General features: G+C 61.8%; 17 protein-coding genes. 8 read left to right on the plus strand and 9 right to left on the minus strand.

The genetic code is table 11. From position 1 onward, the window contains the following. The first annotated feature begins 98 nt into the window (after window positions 1-98). The 5 genes from GM655_RS08575 (at window position 99) to GM655_RS08595 (ending at window position 7509) form a co-directional block, all read left to right on the plus strand. The gene (locus GM655_RS08575) at window positions 99-728 is read left to right on the plus strand and encodes an ANTAR domain-containing response regulator (RefSeq protein WP_155434267.1); all 630 of its coding nucleotides are present in this window, start codon (window positions 99-101) and stop codon (window positions 726-728) included. A gap of 274 nt (window positions 729-1002) precedes the next feature. Then, window positions 1003-1518 carry a DNA-binding transcriptional response regulator gene (locus GM655_RS08580; protein WP_155434268.1) on the plus strand — a complete coding sequence of 172 codons (516 nt, stop codon included), beginning with the start codon at window positions 1003-1005 and terminating at the stop codon, window positions 1516-1518. Window positions 1519-1580: 62 nt separating this feature from the next. Further along, entirely contained in the window at window positions 1581-2687 is a 1107-nt protein-coding gene (locus tag GM655_RS08585) for an S-(hydroxymethyl)glutathione dehydrogenase/class III alcohol dehydrogenase (RefSeq protein WP_155434269.1), read from the plus strand. A gap of 170 nt (window positions 2688-2857) precedes the next feature. Further along, window positions 2858-5188 (plus strand): M56 family metallopeptidase, encoded by a 2331-nt coding sequence (locus GM655_RS08590; protein WP_155434270.1) that lies wholly within the window; start codon window positions 2858-2860, stop codon window positions 5186-5188. 26 nt (window positions 5189-5214) lie between these two features. Beyond that, on the plus strand, window positions 5215-7509 hold the full coding sequence (locus tag GM655_RS08595; RefSeq protein WP_155434271.1) for a UvrD-helicase domain-containing protein: 2295 nt from the start codon (window positions 5215-5217) through the stop codon (window positions 7507-7509). Window positions 7510-7521: 12 nt separating this feature from the next. Here the strand turns inward: GM655_RS08595 and GM655_RS08600 are convergent, their stop codons facing one another. From GM655_RS08600 to GM655_RS08615, 4 genes are all read right to left on the minus strand, one after another. After that, window positions 7522-8622, minus strand: a complete 1101-nt coding sequence (locus tag GM655_RS08600; RefSeq protein ID WP_155434272.1) for an acyltransferase family protein — start codon at window positions 8620-8622, stop codon at window positions 7522-7524. Between the two features lie 39 nt (window positions 8623-8661). Then, on the minus strand, window positions 8662-9429 hold the full coding sequence (locus tag GM655_RS08605) for a BPSS1780 family membrane protein (RefSeq protein WP_155434273.1): 768 nt from the start codon (window positions 9427-9429) through the stop codon (window positions 8662-8664). Continuing rightward, window positions 9426-10385 carry a homoserine kinase gene (locus tag GM655_RS08610; RefSeq protein WP_155434274.1) on the minus strand — a complete coding sequence of 320 codons (960 nt, stop codon included), beginning with the start codon at window positions 10383-10385 and terminating at the stop codon, window positions 9426-9428. The genes GM655_RS08605 and GM655_RS08610 overlap by 4 nt, the downstream gene beginning before the upstream one ends. Window positions 10386-10477: 92 nt before the next feature. Continuing rightward, entirely contained in the window at window positions 10478-10885 is a 408-nt protein-coding gene (locus GM655_RS08615) for a hypothetical protein (protein WP_155434275.1), read from the minus strand. A gap of 263 nt (window positions 10886-11148) precedes the next feature. On the opposite strand from GM655_RS08615, the gene polA reads away from it, so the two are divergent. The 3 genes from polA (at window position 11149) to GM655_RS08630 (ending at window position 15875) form a co-directional block, all read left to right on the plus strand. Continuing rightward, window positions 11149-13989, plus strand: a complete 2841-nt coding sequence (gene polA, locus GM655_RS08620) for a DNA polymerase I (protein ID WP_155434276.1) — start codon at window positions 11149-11151, stop codon at window positions 13987-13989. Window positions 13990-14059: 70 nt separating this feature from the next. Further along, window positions 14060-14947: a dienelactone hydrolase family protein gene (locus tag GM655_RS08625; protein WP_155434277.1), complete on the plus strand. Its 888-nt coding sequence runs from the start codon at window positions 14060-14062 to the stop codon at window positions 14945-14947. A 223-nt stretch (window positions 14948-15170) separates the two neighbouring features. Continuing rightward, window positions 15171-15875, plus strand: a complete 705-nt coding sequence (locus GM655_RS08630) for a ZIP family metal transporter (RefSeq protein ID WP_155434794.1) — start codon at window positions 15171-15173, stop codon at window positions 15873-15875. A gap of 19 nt (window positions 15876-15894) precedes the next feature. Here GM655_RS08630 and GM655_RS08635 read toward each other — a convergent pair whose 3' ends face one another. From GM655_RS08635 to GM655_RS08655, 5 genes are all read right to left on the minus strand, one after another. Then, window positions 15895-16230 (minus strand): type II toxin-antitoxin system RelE/ParE family toxin, encoded by a 336-nt coding sequence (locus GM655_RS08635; protein WP_155434278.1) that lies wholly within the window; start codon window positions 16228-16230, stop codon window positions 15895-15897. Beyond that, window positions 16227-16493, minus strand: coding sequence for a type II toxin-antitoxin system Phd/YefM family antitoxin (locus tag GM655_RS08640; protein ID WP_155434279.1), 267 nt, complete (start codon window positions 16491-16493; stop codon window positions 16227-16229). Before GM655_RS08640 ends, GM655_RS08635 begins: the two co-directional genes overlap by 4 nt. A gap of 85 nt (window positions 16494-16578) precedes the next feature. Then, complete coding sequence (locus GM655_RS08645; protein ID WP_155434280.1) at window positions 16579-17433, minus strand: sulfurtransferase; 855 nt, start codon at window positions 17431-17433, stop codon at window positions 16579-16581. 84 nt (window positions 17434-17517) lie between these two features. Continuing rightward, window positions 17518-18441, minus strand: coding sequence for a DMT family transporter (locus GM655_RS08650; protein ID WP_155434281.1), 924 nt, complete (start codon window positions 18439-18441; stop codon window positions 17518-17520). An 18-nt stretch (window positions 18442-18459) separates the two neighbouring features. After that, window positions 18460-19566: an aromatic ring-hydroxylating oxygenase subunit alpha gene (locus GM655_RS08655; RefSeq protein WP_155434282.1), complete on the minus strand. Its 1107-nt coding sequence runs from the start codon at window positions 19564-19566 to the stop codon at window positions 18460-18462. Window positions 19567-19853 lie beyond the last annotated feature (287 nt).

Consider the following 19853-nt stretch of genomic DNA (forward strand, 5'->3'; position numbering starts at 1 on the left):
AAACCTTGGGTGTGGCCTAAAGTCACACGAAAGCCTTACAGTAGGTGAAGTTTTCGGCCTTATAATAGGTCGTTAGCTTTAGCCCAAGGTTGTTGCACATGAATGGTTCCTCCAGCGCCAAACGTCTGATACTGATCGTTGATGACGACCAGTTACTGCTTGATTTTCTCGGCGAAGTGCTCGGTCATGCCGGTTACGACGTCCTGAAAGCACTGTCGGCCGAGCAGGCGCTACAGCTGATCAGCCAGCGCGAGCCCGATCTGGCCCTGCTCGACATCCACATGCCCGGCATGAACGGGCTGGAACTGGCCAAGCAGTTGCACGCCAGTTCTTCCGTACCCTTTATGTTCCTGTCCGGCCGCGGCGATGCCGATGCTGGCAAGCAGGCGGCCGCCTATGGCGCCGTGGGCTTCCTCGTCAAACCTGTGGATGAAAAGCATTTGATGCCCGCGTTTGCTGCGGGTCTGGCCCGTGCCGACGAAATCCGCCAGCTGCGCCGTACCGAACTCAATCTGAATGCCGCGCTGGCGTCCGGCCGCGAAACCAGTCTGGCCGTAGGTCTGCTGATGTGCAAATTCCAGACTGACCGCAACACGGCCTTTGAAGTCTTGCGCGACCATGCACGCTCGAATCGCCGCAAAGTCAATGAAGTGGCCGATCAGTTGCTGAGCGCGGAAGAAACCTTGAATGCTTTGCACGCCGCTTTCAATCAGCGTCTGAAAAAGTAAACGTCGGCAGCATTTTTTTCGAGGTTTACTTAATTTACAACTAATTTGCCCCGTCCTCTGTTGTAGACTGTTGGTTAGCAGAACGAAATACCTGCAAGCAACAGTGTGCGACGGGCTAGTTTAGCCATTCCCAGCTAGTCTCCCCGAACGTGCCGTCACCGCCTCTGCCCTGCGGTGACACGCCCAGCGTCCGGCCCAACTCCGCCGACTTATGCATGGCCGCGTTTGCGCAGTGCTATGCAGTGCCACCCGTATTCCTTGCGGAGACACAGAGATGAGTCGATTCATGACCGATCAACAGGCGGCCGAAATTGAATGGTCGCTACTGGAACAGCCGGAACTCGGTATCGTTGCCGAAGTGCCGCGCGTGTTGCTGATCGATGCGGACGCCGATGCCGTGCTGGTGCTGACCGCCTTGCTGGTGCCGGAAAACCAGGTGTGCGTGGCGGACACCCGTGCCGCCGCACTGAGCTTGCTGCAACAGGATAGTTTTGCGCTGGTGGTGCTCGATCCCGCCGTGCCGGACCCGGACGCCGAGACGGAAGGGCTGGCAGATGTGCCGCCGCCCGATCTGCTGGCGCTGGTGCGCCAGCATCACGGCGAGGCACCGCTGTTGCTGTACTCGGCCCGCGCGCCGCATACCATAGTCGGTGCACGCGGCCTGACGTATCTGGCCAAACCATGGAGCACGCCGCGCCAGTTATGGCATGCGATCAGCGAACTGCTGGGCAGCGGTGCCGTGCTGCGCAGCGCAGCCGGGGCCGGCAAGGAAAACTCTGCGCTGGTATGATGTCGTACCTGTGCGGCACCTAGTCGCCGTGCATACTGCAACCACCAGCCAGAGGATATTCCATGAAAACCAAAGCAGCCGTAGCATGGCAGGCGGGCAAACCGCTGACGATAGAAGAAGTCGAACTGGGCGGCCCGCGCGAGGGCGAAGTTCTGGTCGAAATCAAAGCCACCGGCATCTGCCACACGGATTACTACACCCTGTCCGGCGCTGATCCGGAAGGCATCTTCCCGGCCATTCTGGGCCACGAAGGGGCCGGTGTGGTGGTCGATGTCGGTCCCGGCGTGAAGTCGCTGAAAAAAGATGACCACGTCATCCCGCTGTACACGCCGGAATGCCGCCAGTGCAAATTCTGCCTGTCGCAGAAAACCAATCTGTGCCAGTCGATCCGCTCCACCCAGGGGCGCGGCCTGATGCCGGATGCCACCAGCCGCTTCTCGCTCGATGGCAAGCCGATCTACCACTACATGGGCACCTCGACCTTCTCCAACTACATCGTGGTACCGGAAATCGCGCTGGCCAAAATCCGCAGCGATGCGCCGTTCGACAAGGTCTGCTACATCGGCTGCGGTGTGACCACGGGCGTCGGTGCCGTGCTGTTCACGGCCAAGGTGGAAGCGGGCGCAAATGTGGTGGTGTTCGGTCTGGGCGGCATAGGCCTGAACGTGATCCAGGCGGCGCGCATGGTCGGTGCCGACAAGATCATCGGCGTGGATATCAATCCGGCCCGCCAGGACATGGCGCGCAAGTTCGGCATGACCCACTTCATCAATCCGAACCAAGTGGAGAACGTGGTCGATGCCATCATCCAGCTGACCGATGGCGGCGCGGATTACAGCTTCGAGTGCATAGGCAATACCACCACCATGCGCCAGTCGCTCGAGTGCTGCCACAAGGGCTGGGGCCAATCCATCATCATCGGCGTGGCTGCTGCCGGTCAGGAAATCTCCACCCGTCCGTTCCAGCTGGTGACGGGGCGCGTGTGGAAAGGCTCCGCGTTCGGCGGCGCCCGTGGCCGTACCGATGTGCCGAAGATCGTCGACTGGTATATGGAAGGCAAGCTCAACATCGACGACCTGATCACCCACCGCCTGCCGCTCGAGCGCATCAACGAAGGCTTCGACCTGATGAAGAGCGGCGAATCGATACGCTCCGTCGTGCTGTACTAAGCCGCTCGGCAGGCGCGCTCCTTGCGGCGCGCCGGATGGCGCGCCCTTTGTGCGATGTAGATAAAAAGTTCTAGACATCCCAATCTAGATAATTTATTCTACATCTACACATCGGGAGCGCAGCATGTCTTTACTACGCCAATACCACATCAAGCCGCAGGCAGGCCGCCATGCATAATCTGCTGGAGGCTCTGGTTACGGCGCTCGGCTGGGCGCTGCTCAACTTTATCTGGCAGGGCGTGCTGATAGGCTGCAGCGTGGCGCTGGCCATGCAGTTGCTACGCCGCGCCCGCCCGCAGACCCGCTACGCCGTCGCTTGCGGCGCCATGTTGTTATGCCTGATATTGCCGCTGACCAGCGTCATCAGCAGCCTGCACAACGGCGGCCTCAAGCGCGACCAGAGTAGCAGTTCCAGCGCACAACTACTGGGCAGTCTGGCGTCCACGCTGTACGCCAGTATTAGCGGCCCGGCGGGCGACGCTGCCGCCAACCCCAGCCCGAACACCAACACGAGCGCTAACGGGAGCGCTAACAAGAGCGCTAACACGCGCAGCAGCGCTGACGCCAGTCCGGCGGCATGGGATGCGCTGCAGCGTCTGGGCAGCGCCGTGCAGGACGATAGCGAACGGGTGCTGCGTCAGCAACTGCCATGGATAGTCGGCCTGTGGCTGGCCGGTGGTGTGCTGATGTCGCTGCGCCTGATGCTGGGCCTGCAGTGGGTGGCAGCGCACACGCGTCGCAGCGCCTACACCATCAACCACTACTGGCAGCGCCGCATGGCCATGCTGGCCAGCCGCTGCGAAATGCGGCGCGATGTCCGCCTCGGCGTAGCCGAAGGCATCGACAGCCCCATCACGGCAGGCTGCTGGCGGCCCATTATTCTGGTGCCGGCCAGCCTGATCAGCGGCATGCCGCCCGACCTGCTGGAAGCGTTGCTGGCACACGAATTGGCGCACATCCGCCGTCACGATTATCTGGTCAATCTGCTGCAAAGCGCGATCGAGATACTGCTGTTCTATCACCCTAGTGTTTGGGCCTTGTCACGCAGGATACGTATAGAGCGAGAACAAATCGCCGACGACCTTGCCGTGGACATGCTCGGCCAGCCGCACAAGCTGGCACAAGCTCTGGCGCAACTGGACCAGTTCCAGTTCGACAGTACCCAACTAGCCCATGCGGCTCACGGAGGAAATCTCATGTCTCGTATCCAGCGCCTGGTGCGCCCCCATTCTGAACCTGCCAGCCGCAAACTGGCCTTGCCCCTGCTTGGTCTGTTTGCTGCCGGTGTCATGCTGTATGCCCAGGCCACCGCCGAAACGGGTGCTGCCAGCACGCCTGCCGCGCTCGCCGCCGCGCCGCTCAGCGCGCCCGATGCCCTAGCGCCGCAAGACGCAGTGCCAGCCCGGGACGCAGTATCAGCCAAGGACGCAGCAGCAGCCAAGGATGCCGCACCCGCCAAGGACGCAGCACCCGCCAAAGCCGTAGCAGCCGTCAGGGAAACGTCGCCCGCAGCACGCGCGCTGCCGTCTTTGCCAGCACTAGCCGAATTGCCCGCACCACCGGCACCACCGGCGCCACCCGCACGGGCTGCGCGTGCCGCTCCGCCTGCCGTCCCTGCGCCGCCCGCCAGCGTGCCCGCAGTTCCAGCCTTGCCCGCAGTTCCCGCCTTGCCTGCGGCTGCAGCTTTGCCGGCGCTGCCAGCCGCCCCAGCCGCGCCAGCAGCACAGGCAGAAACAGGCGATAGCAAAGGCGCAGCCTATGTGATGTTCCACGAGCAGAAGCGCACGATGACGGGCCGCGTCAGCAGCCGTGACCGCGCTGAAAGCGACGCTGCCCGTGCCCGTGTGAAGGGCGATTTCATCTGGTTCCGTGATGGCAAGCAGGCCTATGTGATACAGGACGCCGCCACGCTGGCGCAGGCGCAAGCCGCATGGGCGCCAGTGGAAAGCCTGGGTGCCCGTATGGAAGAGCAGGGCAAGAAGATGGAGCAGCATGGGCTGGTGATGGACAATATCGGCAAGCAGATGGACGCCATAGGGCGCGATATCGAGCGCCAGTTTGCCGGCCCCTCGGCCGATCAGCAGCGCAAGATCGATGCGCTGGCACGCCAGCAGGAAGCCATAGGCCGCCGTATCGAACAGGCAGCACGCAAGCTGGGCGATCAGCCCACGGCGGAACAGTTGCAGCAGTTCCACCAGCGTCAGGCCGAGCTGCAGCGCGCCATGGAACCGCTGCGCCAGCAGATCGAGCAACTGGCCCAGCAGCAGGCACGCCAGCACGTGCAAGCGCAGGAACAGGCCTTGCATCAATCCATGCAGAGTCTGCACGCGCGTATGGCCGAAGCCAGCAAACCGATGGCAGCGCTGGGCCAGCAGATGGGCGAACTCGGCCGCGAACAGGCCCGCGCCAGCCGTGCTGCCGAGCGTGCTGTGCGCGAGCTGATCCGCGAGGCCAAAAAGAACGGTAAAGCACAGCAGATCGCCACGCCCGATCCAGCCTGAGGTGCCAGTGCCGGTATAATCACGGCATGCAAAATCTTTTACACAACCTCAATGAAGAGCAGTTGGCAGCGGTCACGCTGCCACCGCAAAGTGCCCTGATTCTGGCGGGGGCCGGCTCCGGTAAAACCCGTGTGCTGACCACCCGCATCGCCTGGCTGATCCAGACCGGACAGGTATCGCCGTCGGGCATACTGGCCGTGACCTTTACCAACAAGGCCGCCAAGGAAATGCTCACGCGGCTGTCGGCCATGTTGCCGATCAATACGCGCGGCATGTGGATAGGCACTTTCCACGGGCTGTGTAACCGCTTGCTGCGCACCCATCACCGCGACGCCGCGCTACCGCAGACCTTCCAGATACTCGATACGCAGGATCAGCTGTCGGCCATTAAGCGCCTGATCAAGGCGCATAACGTAGACGACGAAAAATTCCCGCCGAAAGAAGTCATGTACTTCATCAACGGCGCCAAGGATCAGGGTCTGCGCGCCGACAAGATCGACGCCTATAACGCCGATGAGCGCAAGAAGGTCGAGCTGTACCAGCTATACGACGAACAGTGCCAGCGCGAAGGCGTGGTGGATTTTGCCGAACTGCTGCTGCGTAGCTACGAGCTGCTGAGCCGTAACCAGCCGCTGCGCGAACACTACCAGCAGCGCTTCCGCCACATCCTGGTCGACGAGTTCCAGGATACCAATGACCTGCAGTACAAGTGGCTCAAGCTGCTGGCCGGTGTACCGGGCCAGCACGGCAGCGCACTGTTTGCCGTGGGTGATGACGACCAGAGCATCTACGCCTTCCGTGGCGCCAATGTGGGCAATATGAGCGCGTTCGAGCGCGAGTTCCAGGTTAAGAATCTGATCAAGCTGGAGCAAAACTACCGCTCGCACGGCCACATCCTCGATGCGGCCAACCAGCTGATCTCCAACAACAGCAAGCGGCTGGGCAAGAATCTGCGTACCGATGCGGGGCAGGGCGAACCGGTGCGCGTGTACGAAGCCAGCTCCGATCTGGCCGAAGCCCAGTGGATCGTGGAAGAAACCAAGAACCTGATCGCTGACGGGGCCGAGCGGCGCGAAATCGCCGTGCTATACCGCTCGAATGCGCAGTCGCGCGTGATCGAACATGCGCTGTTCTCGGCCGGCATCCCGTATCACGTGTACGGCGGCCTGCGCTACTTCCAGCGCGCCGAGGTCAAGCACGCCATCGCCTATCTGCAATTGATGGACAACCCGCATAATGATTCGGCCTTCCTGCGCGTGGTGAACTTCCCCACTCGCGGCATCGGCCTGCGCAGCATCGAAGCGCTGCAGGCGGCGGCCGACCAGTACGGCATTTCGCTGTATGCGGCCGTGCCCCATGTGGCGGGCAAAGCCGGCTCCTCGCTGGCCGGCTTCGTGCGCCTGATCGAAGGCGCGCGCTTCGAAACCCAGCAGATGGCCTTGCCGGAACTGGTGCGCGTGGTGCTCGAACACAGCGGCCTGCTGACCCACTATCAGACGGAAAAAGAAGGCGCCGACCGCATCGAAAATCTGGAGCAGATGGTCAGTGCCGCCACCCAGTTCGTCTCCGAAGAGGGCTACGGACAGGGCGCACCGGCCCATCTGGGACCGGCCGCGCAGGCACAATCTGGCGCCGCCGTGATCAATCAGGATGGCATCGAAATTCTCGACGCCGACGCGCCGCTGCCGGCTGTGATGTCGCCGCTGTCGGCCTTCCTGTCGCATGCTTCGCTGGAAGCGGGCGACAATCAGGCCACCGTGGGGCAGGACGCCGTGCAGATGATGACGGTGCACTCGGCCAAAGGGCTGGAGTTCAACAATGTATTCATCACGGGGCTGGAAGAAGGGCTGTTCCCGCACGAGAGCAGTTCGCGCGAACACGACGGCGTGGAAGAAGAACGCCGTCTGATGTATGTGGCAATCACGCGTGCGCGTCAGCGCCTGTACATGTGCTTCGCCCAGACCCGCATGCTGCACGGCCAGACGCGCTACAACATGAAGTCGCGCTTCTTCGACGAGCTGCCGGAAGAATCGCTGAAGTGGCTGTCGGCCAAAGTGCAGTCGCACTGGTTTGCCTCGCCTAAATCGGCATGGGATGCGGCACCCGTGCTGGGCTCCGATAACGCGATTGCGCAGAAGATCGCGCACAAATCCGCCGGCAGCGGCTGGCGCATAGGTGAGTCGGTCCAGCATGCCAAGTTCGGTGAAGGCGTGATCGTGAATATCGAAGGCAGCGGCCCCAGTGCGCGCGCCCAGATCAACTTCGGCAATGTCGGCATGAAGGTGCTCGACCTCAGCATCGCCAAGCTGGAGCGGATCTAGCCGCTCGCTGCTTCAGGCGGCGCTGCTGGCGCTGGTAGCGCGGCGGCCGGCCAGCTTGGCGCGTACATAGGCCAGTGCTGGCGCTTCGACGCAGTGCCAGCTGAACACCGACAGCGGCAACACGATGGCCAGTGTGGCCGCCAGCATGGCCCAGATGCCAACGGGCGGCAGCACGGCTTTCAGCATCAGCATTACGGGCCAGTGATAGATGTAGATGGCGTAGGAATAGTCATGACGCTGCAGCCAGCGCGAACCGAGCAGGCGCGAACTGCCCACCCACAGTGCCAGCGTGACCGCCACCAGATTCACGCCGAACACGGTCAGCGCCTGATGTTCAAGGTCCAGCCAGCGCGTCGAATTCAGTGCCAGCAGCACGCAGGCGACGAGGAAAGGACGCACGCCGATGCGCACCTGTTCGGCCAGTGTCTGCAGCAGCATCCCGCACAGGAACAGACTCCACAGACGCGCTTCCCAGATATAGCCGGCCAGTACGGTGGGGAACTGGAACGCAGCCAGTGCCAGCAGCAGCGACATCACCATCATCCAGCTCCGCATCGGCAGGATGGCGGCGGCACCGATCAGCGCCACCATCACGTACATGCGGCCTTCCCAGTACACGGTCCACAGCGAACCATTCAGCGCGGCGCCACCCAGCACGTCCGGTATGGCCAGCTCGGATGGCGGAATGATGTAGACCAGCCAGTGCAGCATGGCGCCGTTGACGATGTAGCGCCACGGTGCAGCATCGGCCAGCCCCGCCATGCCTTTGGGCGAGAACCAGATCACGGCAACGCAGGTGGTCAGCGCCAGACAGACCAGCAGGCCCGGCACCAGGCGCGCTACGCGCCGCACGGTGAAGCGCAGCAGATCGGGATCGCGCATCCAGCTTTGCGTAATGAACAGGCCACTCAGGACGAAGAACACATCCACCGCCAGCGCGCCGATATCGGCCACCGGCAGCATCAAGGCACTGAGCGGGTCTGGCCCCGCTGCCACGGTATTGTGTTCGCCCGCATGGAACAGCACCACCAGCAGCGCTGCAATCAGGCGCACCAGATTGAAGCTGTTATCGTTGGAAGCAATGGCGCTGGCCAGCGTGCGGGGTGCTTGCATGGGCGGGATCTCGGGCAGGCGATGAATATGGAGCGCAGTTCAGCGCAACGGTACGGACGGCGTGGTGGCGGCCGGCGTACCGAAATAATGGCGGTAGCACGCATACAGCGTGCAGTGCAGCAGCACTACCAGCACCAGAAAAATCGCGAATACGGTGGTCAGCTTCAGTTGCGGCGAACTCAACAGCAGCACTGGCAGCGCCGTACCGACCTGGAACAACATGAACAGCAGCAGGGCCGCGCCGAAGAAAGCGCGGAAGTCGCGCACGACGGTCACCACGCTGAAGAACAGCGCTTTGCCCAGCGTCATTTTCTGCCAGTAGATCAGCGGCGCCGTCAGACAGGTCAGCAGCCAGCCCAGCATGTAGATCAGCGAACCGAGAAACAGCGGGCCGCGCGACTGTTCCAGCATGGCCTCGTCCATGGCCACTTCGCCGGCGGCCATGCGGATCAGATTGCCATCATCGAGTAGCGACAGGATGGCTAGCGCCACCATCATCAGCAGCAGATACACCAGCCCCATGCCGAGCAGCGGATGGCGGGCCGGCTGGCGGAAGCCGTTGAACAGCACACGCGGCTGGGCGCGCTGGCCCTGATCGACATCGGTGCACGCTTGCAGCAGCGCCACCGTGAACATGGGCGCCAACAAGGTCGGTGCAATTGAGCCGAGCAGGGGCACGAACAGCGTGAACATGGACAGGAACATGCAGCAGAAGAACAGCGCCATCAGGCCGCCCGGCTGCTTGCGGAATAGCTGCCAGCCCTGTTTCACCCAGCCGAAGCCGGCACGCATGGGTAGCCGGTTCATCCGCGTAACTCCGGTGCGGGCGTGGCGATGCGTTCGCGCAGGATGCGCTCGAAGTGAGTCGGATCGTGCGGCGTCAGCATCTCGGCTTCGCGTGGCTGGTAGTAGTCATACAGGCGCGACAGCCAGAAGCGCAGCGCGGCAGCGCGCAGCATGGGTTGCCATGCGGTCTGCTCGGCATCCGTGAATGGCCGCACCGCATGGTAGGCGTCCAGCATGGCGCGTACGCGCGCCGTATCGAGCACGCCCGTCGCGAGGTCGATACACCAGTCGTTGATGGTGACGGCCACATCGAACAGCCAGGTATCGCAGCCGGCGAAATAGAAATCGAAGAAGCCGGTCAGGCGTTCGCCCACGAACATCACATTGTTGCGGAACAGATCGGCGTGGACGGGGCCGCGCTGCAGTTGGCGGTAAGTGTCGCAGCCGGCAAAAGCTTCCTGGAAATGCATTTCCGCGCGCAGCAGATGGGCATTCTCGGCCGACAGATACGGCAGTACTTTTGGCGTGGTCAAGTTCCACCAGTCCAGGCCGCGCAGATTGGGCTGTTCCAGCGGGTAGTCCTGCGCTGCCAGATGCATGCGCGCCAGCATGGTGCCCACGGCGGCGCAGTGCACCGCTTGCGGTGCCATCTGCGAGCTACCTTCGAGTTTGGAGACGATGGCGGCCGGTTTGCCGTGCAGCGGCACGATCAGCTCGCCATCGTGGGTGGCCACGGGGGCTGGCACCAGCACGCCCCGCTCGGCCAGATGGTGCATCAGCTTGAGGTAGAACGGTAACTGCTCGAAGGAAAGGTTTTCGAAAATGGTGAGGACGTATTCGCCGCTTTCGGTGGTCAGGAAGAAATTACTGTTTTCGATGCCGGACGCGATGCCTTTCAAGGCAACAGCCTGTCCGAGAGGGAATTGTTTGATCCACTGGGTCAAATCGCCCAGCGTGACCGAGGTAAACACTGCCATGGGTATAAATCAGGTTCGGTGAGCGGTGCCGCCGGACGGCAGCAGCCGCAGGCGCCCGCAGTTGCGGACGTGCGCGTGGCTAGTCTGGCAAACTACTTCGCGGCAGGTGGTGGCGTGGTCGCTTCGGCTGCGCCTTCATCCTCTGCCGTTTTTTTCTTCTTCTTGCCAATATCAAATTCCATCACCGTCCACTGCGGGCCGCGGTTGGCGCCGCCCATTGCGTCGCCGGGCAAAGCTGTGCCGGCTGGGTGATTTGGCCGCACCGTGTAAGTGCTAGGGCCGCTCTTGACGGTGGCTTCTACGACTTTACCCGTGTTGTCTCGGCGTTCCGTGATCTTGGTCTCGGCCGTCGGTTTGGACGTGACGGTGATCGGGTCTTCCGTGACTTCCTCGAGCTTTTCCAGTTTTGGTGGCGCCTGGCTAGGAGTGGACTGGGCGAACGCCGAGTGGGCGCTCAGGGTCAGAAGCAGGGCAGGCCAGAGGGTGGAAGTGCGCAGCATGGTGGATCGCCTTAATCGGGTACTAGTGTATCGAGTGAGTAAAAACCGGGGGATAAAAATCCGTCAAAATTTTCTGTATGATCCATTGTAACAAACTGACACGCTAGACTGGCTTAAAAGCGCTGGTCGGCGTGGGATTTTCCTTTGAGGACAGTCTCTACTTGTTTTTTTGAAAAGTTGTCATATGGGTCAGTGTGCCCGTAAAACCTGCGATAATGCACGTTTATGGCGGCGCAAAGCCGCCTCATCCCAGATTTCACGCTATGCAAAATACCCTGCTGTTAGTTGACGGTTCCAGCTACCTTTATCGTGCCTATCACGGCCTGCCCGACCTGCGCAGCGCGGACGGCTACCCGACCGGCGCCATGCACGGCATGGTCAATATGCTGCGCCGCCTGCGCGCCGACTATCCTGCAGCCTATATCGCCTGCGTGTTCGACGCCAAGGGCAAGACCTTCCGCGACGAGATGTACCCCGAATACAAGGCCACCCGTGCTTCCATGCCGGACGACCTGCGCCTGCAGATCGAGCCTATCCACGAAGTGGTCAAAGCCATGGGTTGGCCCATCCTGATGGTGGAAGGGGTGGAAGCGGACGACGTGATCGGCACGCTGTCGCTGCAGGCCGCGCAGGCCGGCATGAATGTGGTGATCTCCACCGGCGACAAGGATCTGGCCCAGTTGGTCAATCCGCAAGTCATGCTGATCAACACCATGACCAATGAGAAGATGGATGAAGCGGGCGTGCTGGCCAAATTCGGCGTGCCGCCGAATCGCATCATCGATTACCTGACCCTGATCGGCGATACCGTCGACAACGTGCCGGGCGTGCACAAGTGCGGCCCGAAAACGGCGCTCAAGTGGCTGACCGCGTACGACAGTCTGGATGGCGTGATGGCGCATGCGGCCGAAGTGGGTGGCGCCGTGGGCGAGAACCTGCGTACAGCGCTGCCATGGCTGCCCAAGGGCCGTGAACTGATCACCGTGAAGCTGGACTGCGACCTGTCGGCACACATGGACAGCATCAGCGCCTCGCTGGTGGCGCAGCCGGAAGACAAGGACGGGCTGCTGGCCTTCTTCAGCAAATACGGTTTCAAGACCCTGCTGCGTGAATTGAGCAGTGGCGCAGCGGGTGCCGGTGCAGCAGCGCGCGGTGCAGGTGCAGGCGCAGGTGCAGGCACAGGTGCGGGCGCTGCCGGCCGCGGCGCTGACGCCGCGGGTGCTACCGGTGCGCCTGCCATTGCCGCCGGTGGCGCCGTCTCGGCCAACCTCGACATGTTCGGCACAGCGCCGGAAATCAAGGCCGAATACGAAACCGTGCTGACGCAGGAACAGCTGGCGCGCTGGATCGCCCTGATCAACGCGGCCGCGCTGACGGCGGTGGACACGGAAACCACCTCGCTGGAACCGATGACGGCGCAGCTGGTCGGCATCTCGCTGTCGGTGGAAGCGGGCAAAGCCTGCTACATCCCGCTGGCACACGCCTATCCGGGCGTGCCGCAGCAGCTCGACCGTGCTGCCACGCTGGCGCAACTGCGTCCATGGCTGGAAGACGCCGGCAAGGCCAAGGTAGGCCAGAACCTCAAATACGACGCACACATTTTTGCCAATCAGGGCATCACCCTGCGCGGCATCGCGCACGACACGCTGCTCGAATCGTATGTATTCGAATCGCACCGCAGCCACGACATGGACAGTCTGGCGCTGCGCCACCTGAACTACACCACCATTCCGTTCGTGGATGTGTGCGGCAAGGGCGCCAGCCAGATCACTTTCGATCAAGTGGAAATCGAGCGCGCCACAGCCTATGCGGCAGAAGATGCCGACATCACGCTGCGCCTGCATCAGGCCATGATCGGTGAAGTGGAACCACACGACAAACTCAATTTCATCTACCGCCAGATCGAATTGCCGACCGCCGTGGTACTGCAGAAAATCGAGCGCAACGGCGTGCAGATCGATGCCGCCCTGCTGCAGCAGCAATCGGCCGAACTGGGTGCGCGCATCGTCGAGCTGGAAGCCAAGGCGCACGAACTGGCCGAGCAGCCTTTCAATCTGGGTTCGCCCAAGCAGATCGGCGAAATCTTCTTCGAGAAGCTGAAACTGCCGGTAGTGAAAAAGACGCCGAGCGGTGCGCCATCGACCGACGAAGAAGTGCTGCAGAAGCTGGCGGAAGACTATCCGCTGCCGAAAGTGCTGCTGGAATACCGCAGCCTGTCCAAGCTCAAATCGACCTATACCGACAAGCTGCCCAAGGGCATCAACCCAGCCACGGGCCGTGTACACACCAACTATGCGCAGGCCGTAGCCGTCACGGGCCGGCTGGCTTCGAACGATCCGAATCTGCAGAACATCCCCGTGCGTACCAAGGAAGGCCGCCGCATCCGCGAAGCCTTCGTCGCGCCGGCCGGCAGCCATATCGTCTCGGCCGACTATTCGCAGATCGAACTGCGCATCATGGCGCACATTTCGGAAGATGAAGCCATGCTGCGCGCGTTTGCCGACGGGGTGGACATCCACCGCGCTACGGCGGGCGAAATCTTCGGCGTGGCACCGCAGGATGTGGACAGCGAACAGCGCCGCTACGCCAAGGTGATCAACTTCGGTCTGATCTACGGCATGAGCGCCTTCGGTCTGGCCGCCAATCTGGGCATAGAACGGGGCGCTGCGCAAAACTATATCGAGCGCTATTTCGCCCGCTTCGCCGGCGTCAAACAGTATATGGACGACACCCGCCAGCAGGCCAAGGCACGCGGCTATGTGGAAACCGTGTTCGGTCGCCGCCTGTGGCTGCCCGAAATTAATTCGCCCAACGGCCCGCGCCGTCAGGCTGCCGAACGCGCAGCGATCAACGCACCGATGCAGGGTACCGCGGCCGATCTGATCAAGCTGGCCATGGTGGCCGTGCAGGACTGGCTCGAAGCGCAGCAACTGCAGACCCGCATGATCATGCAGGTGCACGATGAACTGGTGCTGGAAGTGCCGGACGCCGAACTGTCGCTGGTCAAGGACATGCTGCCCAAGCTGATGGCCGGCGTGGCCGAACTGAAAGTACCGCTGATCGCCGAAGTCGGCGTCGGCAACAACTGGGAAGAAGCACACTAATTACTTACCAAACGCGCGCCGGGCGCCCGCAGCGGCGCAGGCGGCGCCCATCAATCTGGGAGAGCAATGCATGGATGATCTTCAACAGGACGCCGCAAGCCTGCTGGCCAAAACCAGTCTGTCGGACGGCATAGCAAGGCGCGATTTCATCAAGGTGGCACTCGGCACGGGCTTCGCTGCGGCGGCCATGCCGGTGGTGGCGCAGAACGTCATCAGCACCGATAGCAAGGGGCTGATCGCCGGCACCATCGAGCTCGACGTGGCAGGTCAGCGCGTGCCCGTGTATCGCGCCCAGCCGGAAGGCAAGGCCAATCCGCCCGTGGTGCTGGTCGTGTCGGAAATCTTCGGCGTGCACGAACACATCGCCGATGTGGCGCGCCGTTTCGCCAAACTCGGTTACATGGCGCTGGCGCCCGACCTGTTCGTGCGCCAGGGCGATCCGCAGAAAGTGGCCTCGATCGCCGAACTGCAGCGCGACATCATTGCGCGCACGCCAGACGAGCAAGTGATGGCCGATCTCGATGCCACCGTGGCCTGGGCCACAGCCCATGGCGGTAATACGGACAAGCTGGGCATTACCGGTTTCTGCTGGGGCGGCCGTATCACGTGGCTGTACGCCGCCCATAATCCCAAAGTCAAAGCAGGTGTAGCGTGGTATGGCCGTCTGGTGGGAACCAGTAGTGCCATGACTCCCAGGCAAGCTATTGATATCGCTGGATCTCTGAAAACTCCCGTGCTGGGCCTGTACGGCCTGAAAGATGCGGGCATCCCGCAGGACAGCATCGCCGCCATGCAGAAGGAACTGGCCAAGGGTAGCAGTGGCTCGCAGTTCGTGATCTATCCCGATTCGGGCCACGCCTTCCATGCCGACTACCGCCCCAGCTATGTGGCGGCCGATGCGCGCGATGGCTGGCAGCGCCTGCAGAACTGGTTCAAGCAGTACGGCGTGGCGCCCTGAATACACCGCCAGGCAGCCGCGCAAGTGCGCGGCGTGGCGGCGGCGGTTAGCGATTCCGGCGCTGTTTTAGGCAGAAAACCGGGCTGGGCGTTAAAATAATGCCCCCGCTGTCCAGTTTGGCAGCGGTAGTCCCGTAAGAAGAGGCGATAAGATCGATCCCGTACTGATTTCCATCCTGTTAGCCACCACTGTGGCCGGCGTCGTCAGCATTTCTGCTGCCGCGCTGTTTTCGTTCGCGCTGCTATCGAAAATGGTGGAACGGATGGTCAGCCTGTCGGTCGGCATCATGCTGTCGACGTCGCTGCTACATGCGCTGCCGGAAGCGTTCGAATCGCAGGCCAGCGCGCGCAGCCTGTTCGCCACGCTGCTGGCCGGCCTGCTGGCCTTCTTCCTGCTGGAGAAGCTGGCCATCCTGCGCCACTCGCACCACCATGAAGGTGATGGCCACCACCATCACCATGGTCATGACAAGCATGAAGCGGGCAAAGCGGGCTGGATGATACTGGTCGGCGACGGCATGCACAATTTCACTGACGGCATCCTGATCGCGGCCGCGTTCCTGGCCAATCCGGAACTCGGGCTGGTGACGGGCCTGGCCATCGTCGCGCATGAAATCCCGCAGGAAATCGGCGACTTCATCGTGCTGCTCAATGCCGGCTTCTCGCGCACGCGTGCCTACGTCTACAACCTGCTGTGCAGCCTGCTGTCGATCGCTGGCGGCCTGCTTGGCTACTACACGCTGGACCGTGCCAGCGGCCTGATACCTTATGTGCTGGTGTTTGCCTCGTCGGGCTTCATCTACATTGCCGTCAGCGATCTGATGCCGCAGATGCAGCGCCGCGCTACCCTGCGCGAAAGCGTGCCGCAAGTGCTGCTGATCGCGGCCGGCGTGTCTATCGTGCTGTGGCTAACCCACAGCCACCATTAAGTCGTATCGGGAACCACGCTCAGCCTGAAGGCGCGCCTCCGATGCGCTGGAATAGCTGGGTTCGGAAGTTTCTTCGGGTATGTATGAACATGTGGATGAGCACTAGCTCATCGTCGTATTCATAGACGATTCTAGTTTGCCGCACCAATATGTAGCGGATGTTGCGGATGCCAAGTTCCAGCAGATCATCGATCTGGCTGCCGAGATGGGGATGTTCCCTGATCTGGCGTATCGCTGTCTTGTATTCCAGATTGATGGCGTTCCATACGTGCTCACCGAAGTCGTTCCTGATATAGCGCTTGACCTCTACGAAGTCCTGCTTGGCACTCTCAAGAACGACGACCTTGCGGCTCACGGGTGATCGTCCATTTCATCGAGGAACGATTCTGCGTCGCTGAATTTCCCCTCTTTGAATTCCTGTTTGCCGAGCGCGATAAGCTTGAGTAGCGCCAGCGTTTCCTGCTGTTTTTCGTACTCGCGGATATCCATCACCACCATCTTGGGTTCACCATGCTGTGTGATGATGATAGGTTCGGGATTGGTGATGAATTCCTTGACGATTTCCGCGGCGCTGGACTTGAGATAGGTGATGGGCCTGATCTGTTGAGGGAGAGGCATGGCAGCTCCTGAAAGTATGGGGTCAGAATACGAGCCGGATTCTGCCCCGTCAACGATGGCTTGCGGATAAATGCCCTGTGTTTGATTAATTGCCGGTGGCGACAGGGCGGGCCGGATCGGCGCACCATTCGCTCCACGAGCCGGGGTAGAGCACGGCGCCCGGCATGCCGGCCACTTCCAGAGCCAGCAGGTTGTGGCAGGCCGTTACACCGGAACCGCACTGCATGATGGCTTGCGCGGCCGTGGCAAACAGAGGCGCGAACTCGCTGCGCAGCTGGGCCGCATCCTTGAAAGTGCCGTCGGCCGTCAGGTTGTCCTTGAAAAAGCGGTTGCGTGCATGGGGAATGTGGCCGCCGACGGGATCGATGGTTTCGTTCTCGCCCCGATAGCGGTCTGCTGCGCGCGCATCGACCACGATGCGGTCCTGCGTGGACAGGTTGAACAGCACGTCTTCCACCGTCACCGTCTGCACCAGCGCCGCACGTTCGCTGAGCGTCCCTGCGCTGGCCGGTGCTGGCTCCGCCGTTTCCAGCGGCTGGCCCTGGGCCTGCCACGCGGGCAGGCCGCCATCCAGCACGGCCACACTGTCATGCCCCATCCAGCGCAGCAACCACCAAAGGCGGGCCGCAAACATGCCGCCGTGGGCGTCGTACGCCACCACCTGCGTGCCATCGCTGATGCCCCAGCTACGCAAGGTGGCCAGCAGGGTAGCCCGCTCGGGCAACGGGTGGCGGCCACGGAACACGCCGTCCGCGCCCGTTTTGGCGCCCGACAGATCGGTATCGATATGGGCAAAACGGGCGCCCGGGATATGCCCGCCGGCGTAGGCTACGCGGCCGGCCGCAGGGTTCATCAGGTCATGGCGGCAATCGAGCACGACCCACTGGCTATCGTGGGCATTGCGCGCCAGTTCGGCGGCGCTGATCAGGGTAGTGTGCATAACAGGGCTCCTCGTTGAGTGACTGGCACCAGTGTCCAGTCCTGATCCCGGCCTGCGGCCCCGGACCAGGCCGCAGGCCAGAACTCAGACTTCGCTGGCAATCGGATCGGTACTGGCGATGGCCTTACCGCGCTCCGTGTTACGGGTATTGTAGAACGTTGCGGCCACGCCCGACAGCAGGATCACACTGATCCCGGCCCAGCTATGCCAACTGAAAGCATCATCGAACACCAGCACGCCCCATACGCTGGAGAACACAATGCCGGTGTACTGCAGATTGGCCACCACCAGCGTCTGGCCCAGCCGGTAGGCACGCGTCATGGCGATCTGGGCGCTGGTGGCGCAGATGCCTATGCCCAGCAGCAGCAAGCCGCCGTGCCAGCTCGTGATGGGGTGCCAGACGGCCGCGCCATCGGGCGCAAGTGCATAGTTGCCGGCAATACCCGCGACCAGACTCATCGCGGAGAAATACAGCACCACGCGGTTTTCCGGTTCACCGGCCAGCCCCAGTTTGCGTACCTGCATATAGGCCATGGCGGACAGCACGCTGGAGCCCAGCGCGATCAGCGCCGTGCCTAGCTGGTTGGCGTGGAAAGCCGGTTGCAGCAGCAGCGTGACGCCGCCGAAGCTGGCAGCAATGGCGGCCAGCAGCGGCCACCGCACCTGATTCTTGGCATGCCACCAGCCCATGATGAACAGCCACAGGGCGATCCAGATGGGCGCCATGTAGTTGAGTGTGACGGCGGTGGCCAGCGGCAGGTTGGCAATTGCGTAGAACCACATCCACAGCGATACCACGCCGACCACGCCGCGCCACAAATGGGCGCCCGGCATAGTCGTGCGGAAGCTGCCGCCCTGCAGGCGGATGATGAGGGACAGGACCACGACACCGACGATGCCGCGGTACATCACGATTTCGGACGTGGAGAACTGCTGCGACGCCAGCTTCACGCACACGCCCATGGCGGCGAACATGAAACTGGCAAACAGCATCCACAGAGATTGCATCGTTAGCTGCCTACCGAGTTACTTCGGCAGTTCGATGTTGGCGCGGTACCATTCGTGGAAGTGCTGCATGCCGTCTTCCATTGGCGACTGGTAAGGCCCCGCATCCGTCATGCCGCGCTTCATCAGCGCCTTGCGGCCCGCGTCCATGCGCTGGCCGATTTCATCGTCCTCGATGCAGGTTTCCATGTAGGCGGCTCGCTCGGCTTCGACGAACTCGCGCTCGAACAGCACGATCTCTTCCGGATAATAGAACTCCACCACGTTCTTGGTGCGCTGCGGACCGTCCGGCCACAGGGTCGAGACGATCAGCACATGCGGATACCACTCCACCATGATGTTGGGGTAGAGCGTGAGCCAGATGGCGCCATATGGCGGCGCTTCGCCGCCACGGAACTGGAGCACCTGCTCCTGCCAGCGCTTATAGATTTCCGAGCCGGACTTCTGCAGGCCTTTGTGCACGCCCACCGTCTGCACGCTGTAGTCGGCACCGAATTCCCAGCGCAGATCGTCGCAGCTGACAAAGCTGCCCAGCCCCGGGTGGAACGGCTCGACGTGGTAATCCTCCAGATAGACTTCGATGAAAGTCTTCCAGTTGTAATCGCAGTGGTGCACTTCCACGTGGTCCAGCATATAGCCGGTGAAATCCAGATCCTTGGTGACGGACAGCTGCGACAGCTTTTCCATCACGTTGTAGCCATTCTGCTCGAACAGCAGACCATTCCAGCTTTGCAGCTTGGTTTGTGGCAGGTGCAGGCAAGGCGTGGCCGGGAAGTGCGGCGCACCGATCAGCTCACCTTTGAGGTCATAGGTCCAGCGGTGCAGCGGGCAGACGATGTTGTCTGCATTGCCACGGCCATTGACCATTACCGCCTGCCGGTGACGGCATACGTTGGACAGTAATTCCAGACCATCGGCATTGCGCACCAGTACGCGGCCCTCGTTTTCGGATGCGAGCGTGGCAAAGTCGCCCACATTCGGCACCATCAGTTCGTGGCCGATATAGCGCGGACCGTTCTGGAAAAGTTGCTGCATTTCACGCTGCAGTAGCGCTTCGTCAAAATAGACGTCAACCGGTAGTTGCGCGTTCGAACGCGCCAGCTTAGCGTGGGTACCCAGATCGGACATCCCAACCCCCCTTAATATGTACTTCAAACCAAGAAGAGACAGAATCCGTAAAGACCTGAATTCAAGTTTGTTGAAAATGGTATTTCGGACAGAACCGGCGATTATACCGTGTTTCCGCCCCCTGAGGCGCGCCAGCCAGTGTTTTAGGGCCTATCAGGCCTCGCTAGGGACGATAAACGGCAGGTTTGCGCTGCCTGCATGCCTAATTGCGATAAAATCCACTGTTTCCACTGCCGCGCGGGCCGCTAGAGTACCACCGGATCAGGTGGTTTGTTCTAAAATAACGG

Source organism: Pseudoduganella danionis, assembly GCF_009720775.1.
Lineage (GTDB): Bacteria > Pseudomonadota > Gammaproteobacteria > Burkholderiales > Burkholderiaceae_D > Rugamonas > Rugamonas danionis.

Excerpts from the sequence above, each read along its gene's own strand:
- GM655_RS08575 (WP_155434267.1), top strand. The coding sequence starts at position 99 with ATGAATGGTTCCTCCAGCGCCAAACGTCTGATACTGATCGTTGATGAC.
- GM655_RS08580 (WP_155434268.1), top strand. The coding sequence starts at position 1,003 with ATGAGTCGATTCATGACCGATCAACAGGCGGCCGAAATTGAATGGTCG.
- GM655_RS08585 (WP_155434269.1), top strand. The coding sequence starts at position 1,581 with ATGAAAACCAAAGCAGCCGTAGCATGGCAGGCGGGCAAACCGCTGACG.
- GM655_RS08590 (WP_155434270.1), top strand. The coding sequence starts at position 2,858 with ATGCATAATCTGCTGGAGGCTCTGGTTACGGCGCTCGGCTGGGCGCTG.
- GM655_RS08595 (WP_155434271.1), top strand. The coding sequence starts at position 5,215 with ATGCAAAATCTTTTACACAACCTCAATGAAGAGCAGTTGGCAGCGGTC.
- GM655_RS08600 (WP_155434272.1), bottom strand. The coding sequence starts at position 8,622 with ATGCAAGCACCCCGCACGCTGGCCAGCGCCATTGCTTCCAACGATAAC.
- GM655_RS08605 (WP_155434273.1), bottom strand. The coding sequence starts at position 9,429 with ATGAACCGGCTACCCATGCGTGCCGGCTTCGGCTGGGTGAAACAGGGC.
- GM655_RS08610 (WP_155434274.1), bottom strand. The coding sequence starts at position 10,385 with ATGGCAGTGTTTACCTCGGTCACGCTGGGCGATTTGACCCAGTGGATC.
- GM655_RS08615 (WP_155434275.1), bottom strand. The coding sequence starts at position 10,885 with ATGCTGCGCACTTCCACCCTCTGGCCTGCCCTGCTTCTGACCCTGAGC.
- polA (WP_155434276.1), top strand. The coding sequence starts at position 11,149 with ATGCAAAATACCCTGCTGTTAGTTGACGGTTCCAGCTACCTTTATCGT.
- GM655_RS08625 (WP_155434277.1), top strand. The coding sequence starts at position 14,060 with ATGGATGATCTTCAACAGGACGCCGCAAGCCTGCTGGCCAAAACCAGT.
- GM655_RS08640 (WP_155434279.1), bottom strand. The coding sequence starts at position 16,493 with ATGCCTCTCCCTCAACAGATCAGGCCCATCACCTATCTCAAGTCCAGC.
- GM655_RS08645 (WP_155434280.1), bottom strand. The coding sequence starts at position 17,433 with ATGCACACTACCCTGATCAGCGCCGCCGAACTGGCGCGCAATGCCCAC.
- GM655_RS08650 (WP_155434281.1), bottom strand. The coding sequence starts at position 18,441 with ATGCAATCTCTGTGGATGCTGTTTGCCAGTTTCATGTTCGCCGCCATG.
- GM655_RS08655 (WP_155434282.1), bottom strand. The coding sequence starts at position 19,566 with ATGTCCGATCTGGGTACCCACGCTAAGCTGGCGCGTTCGAACGCGCAA.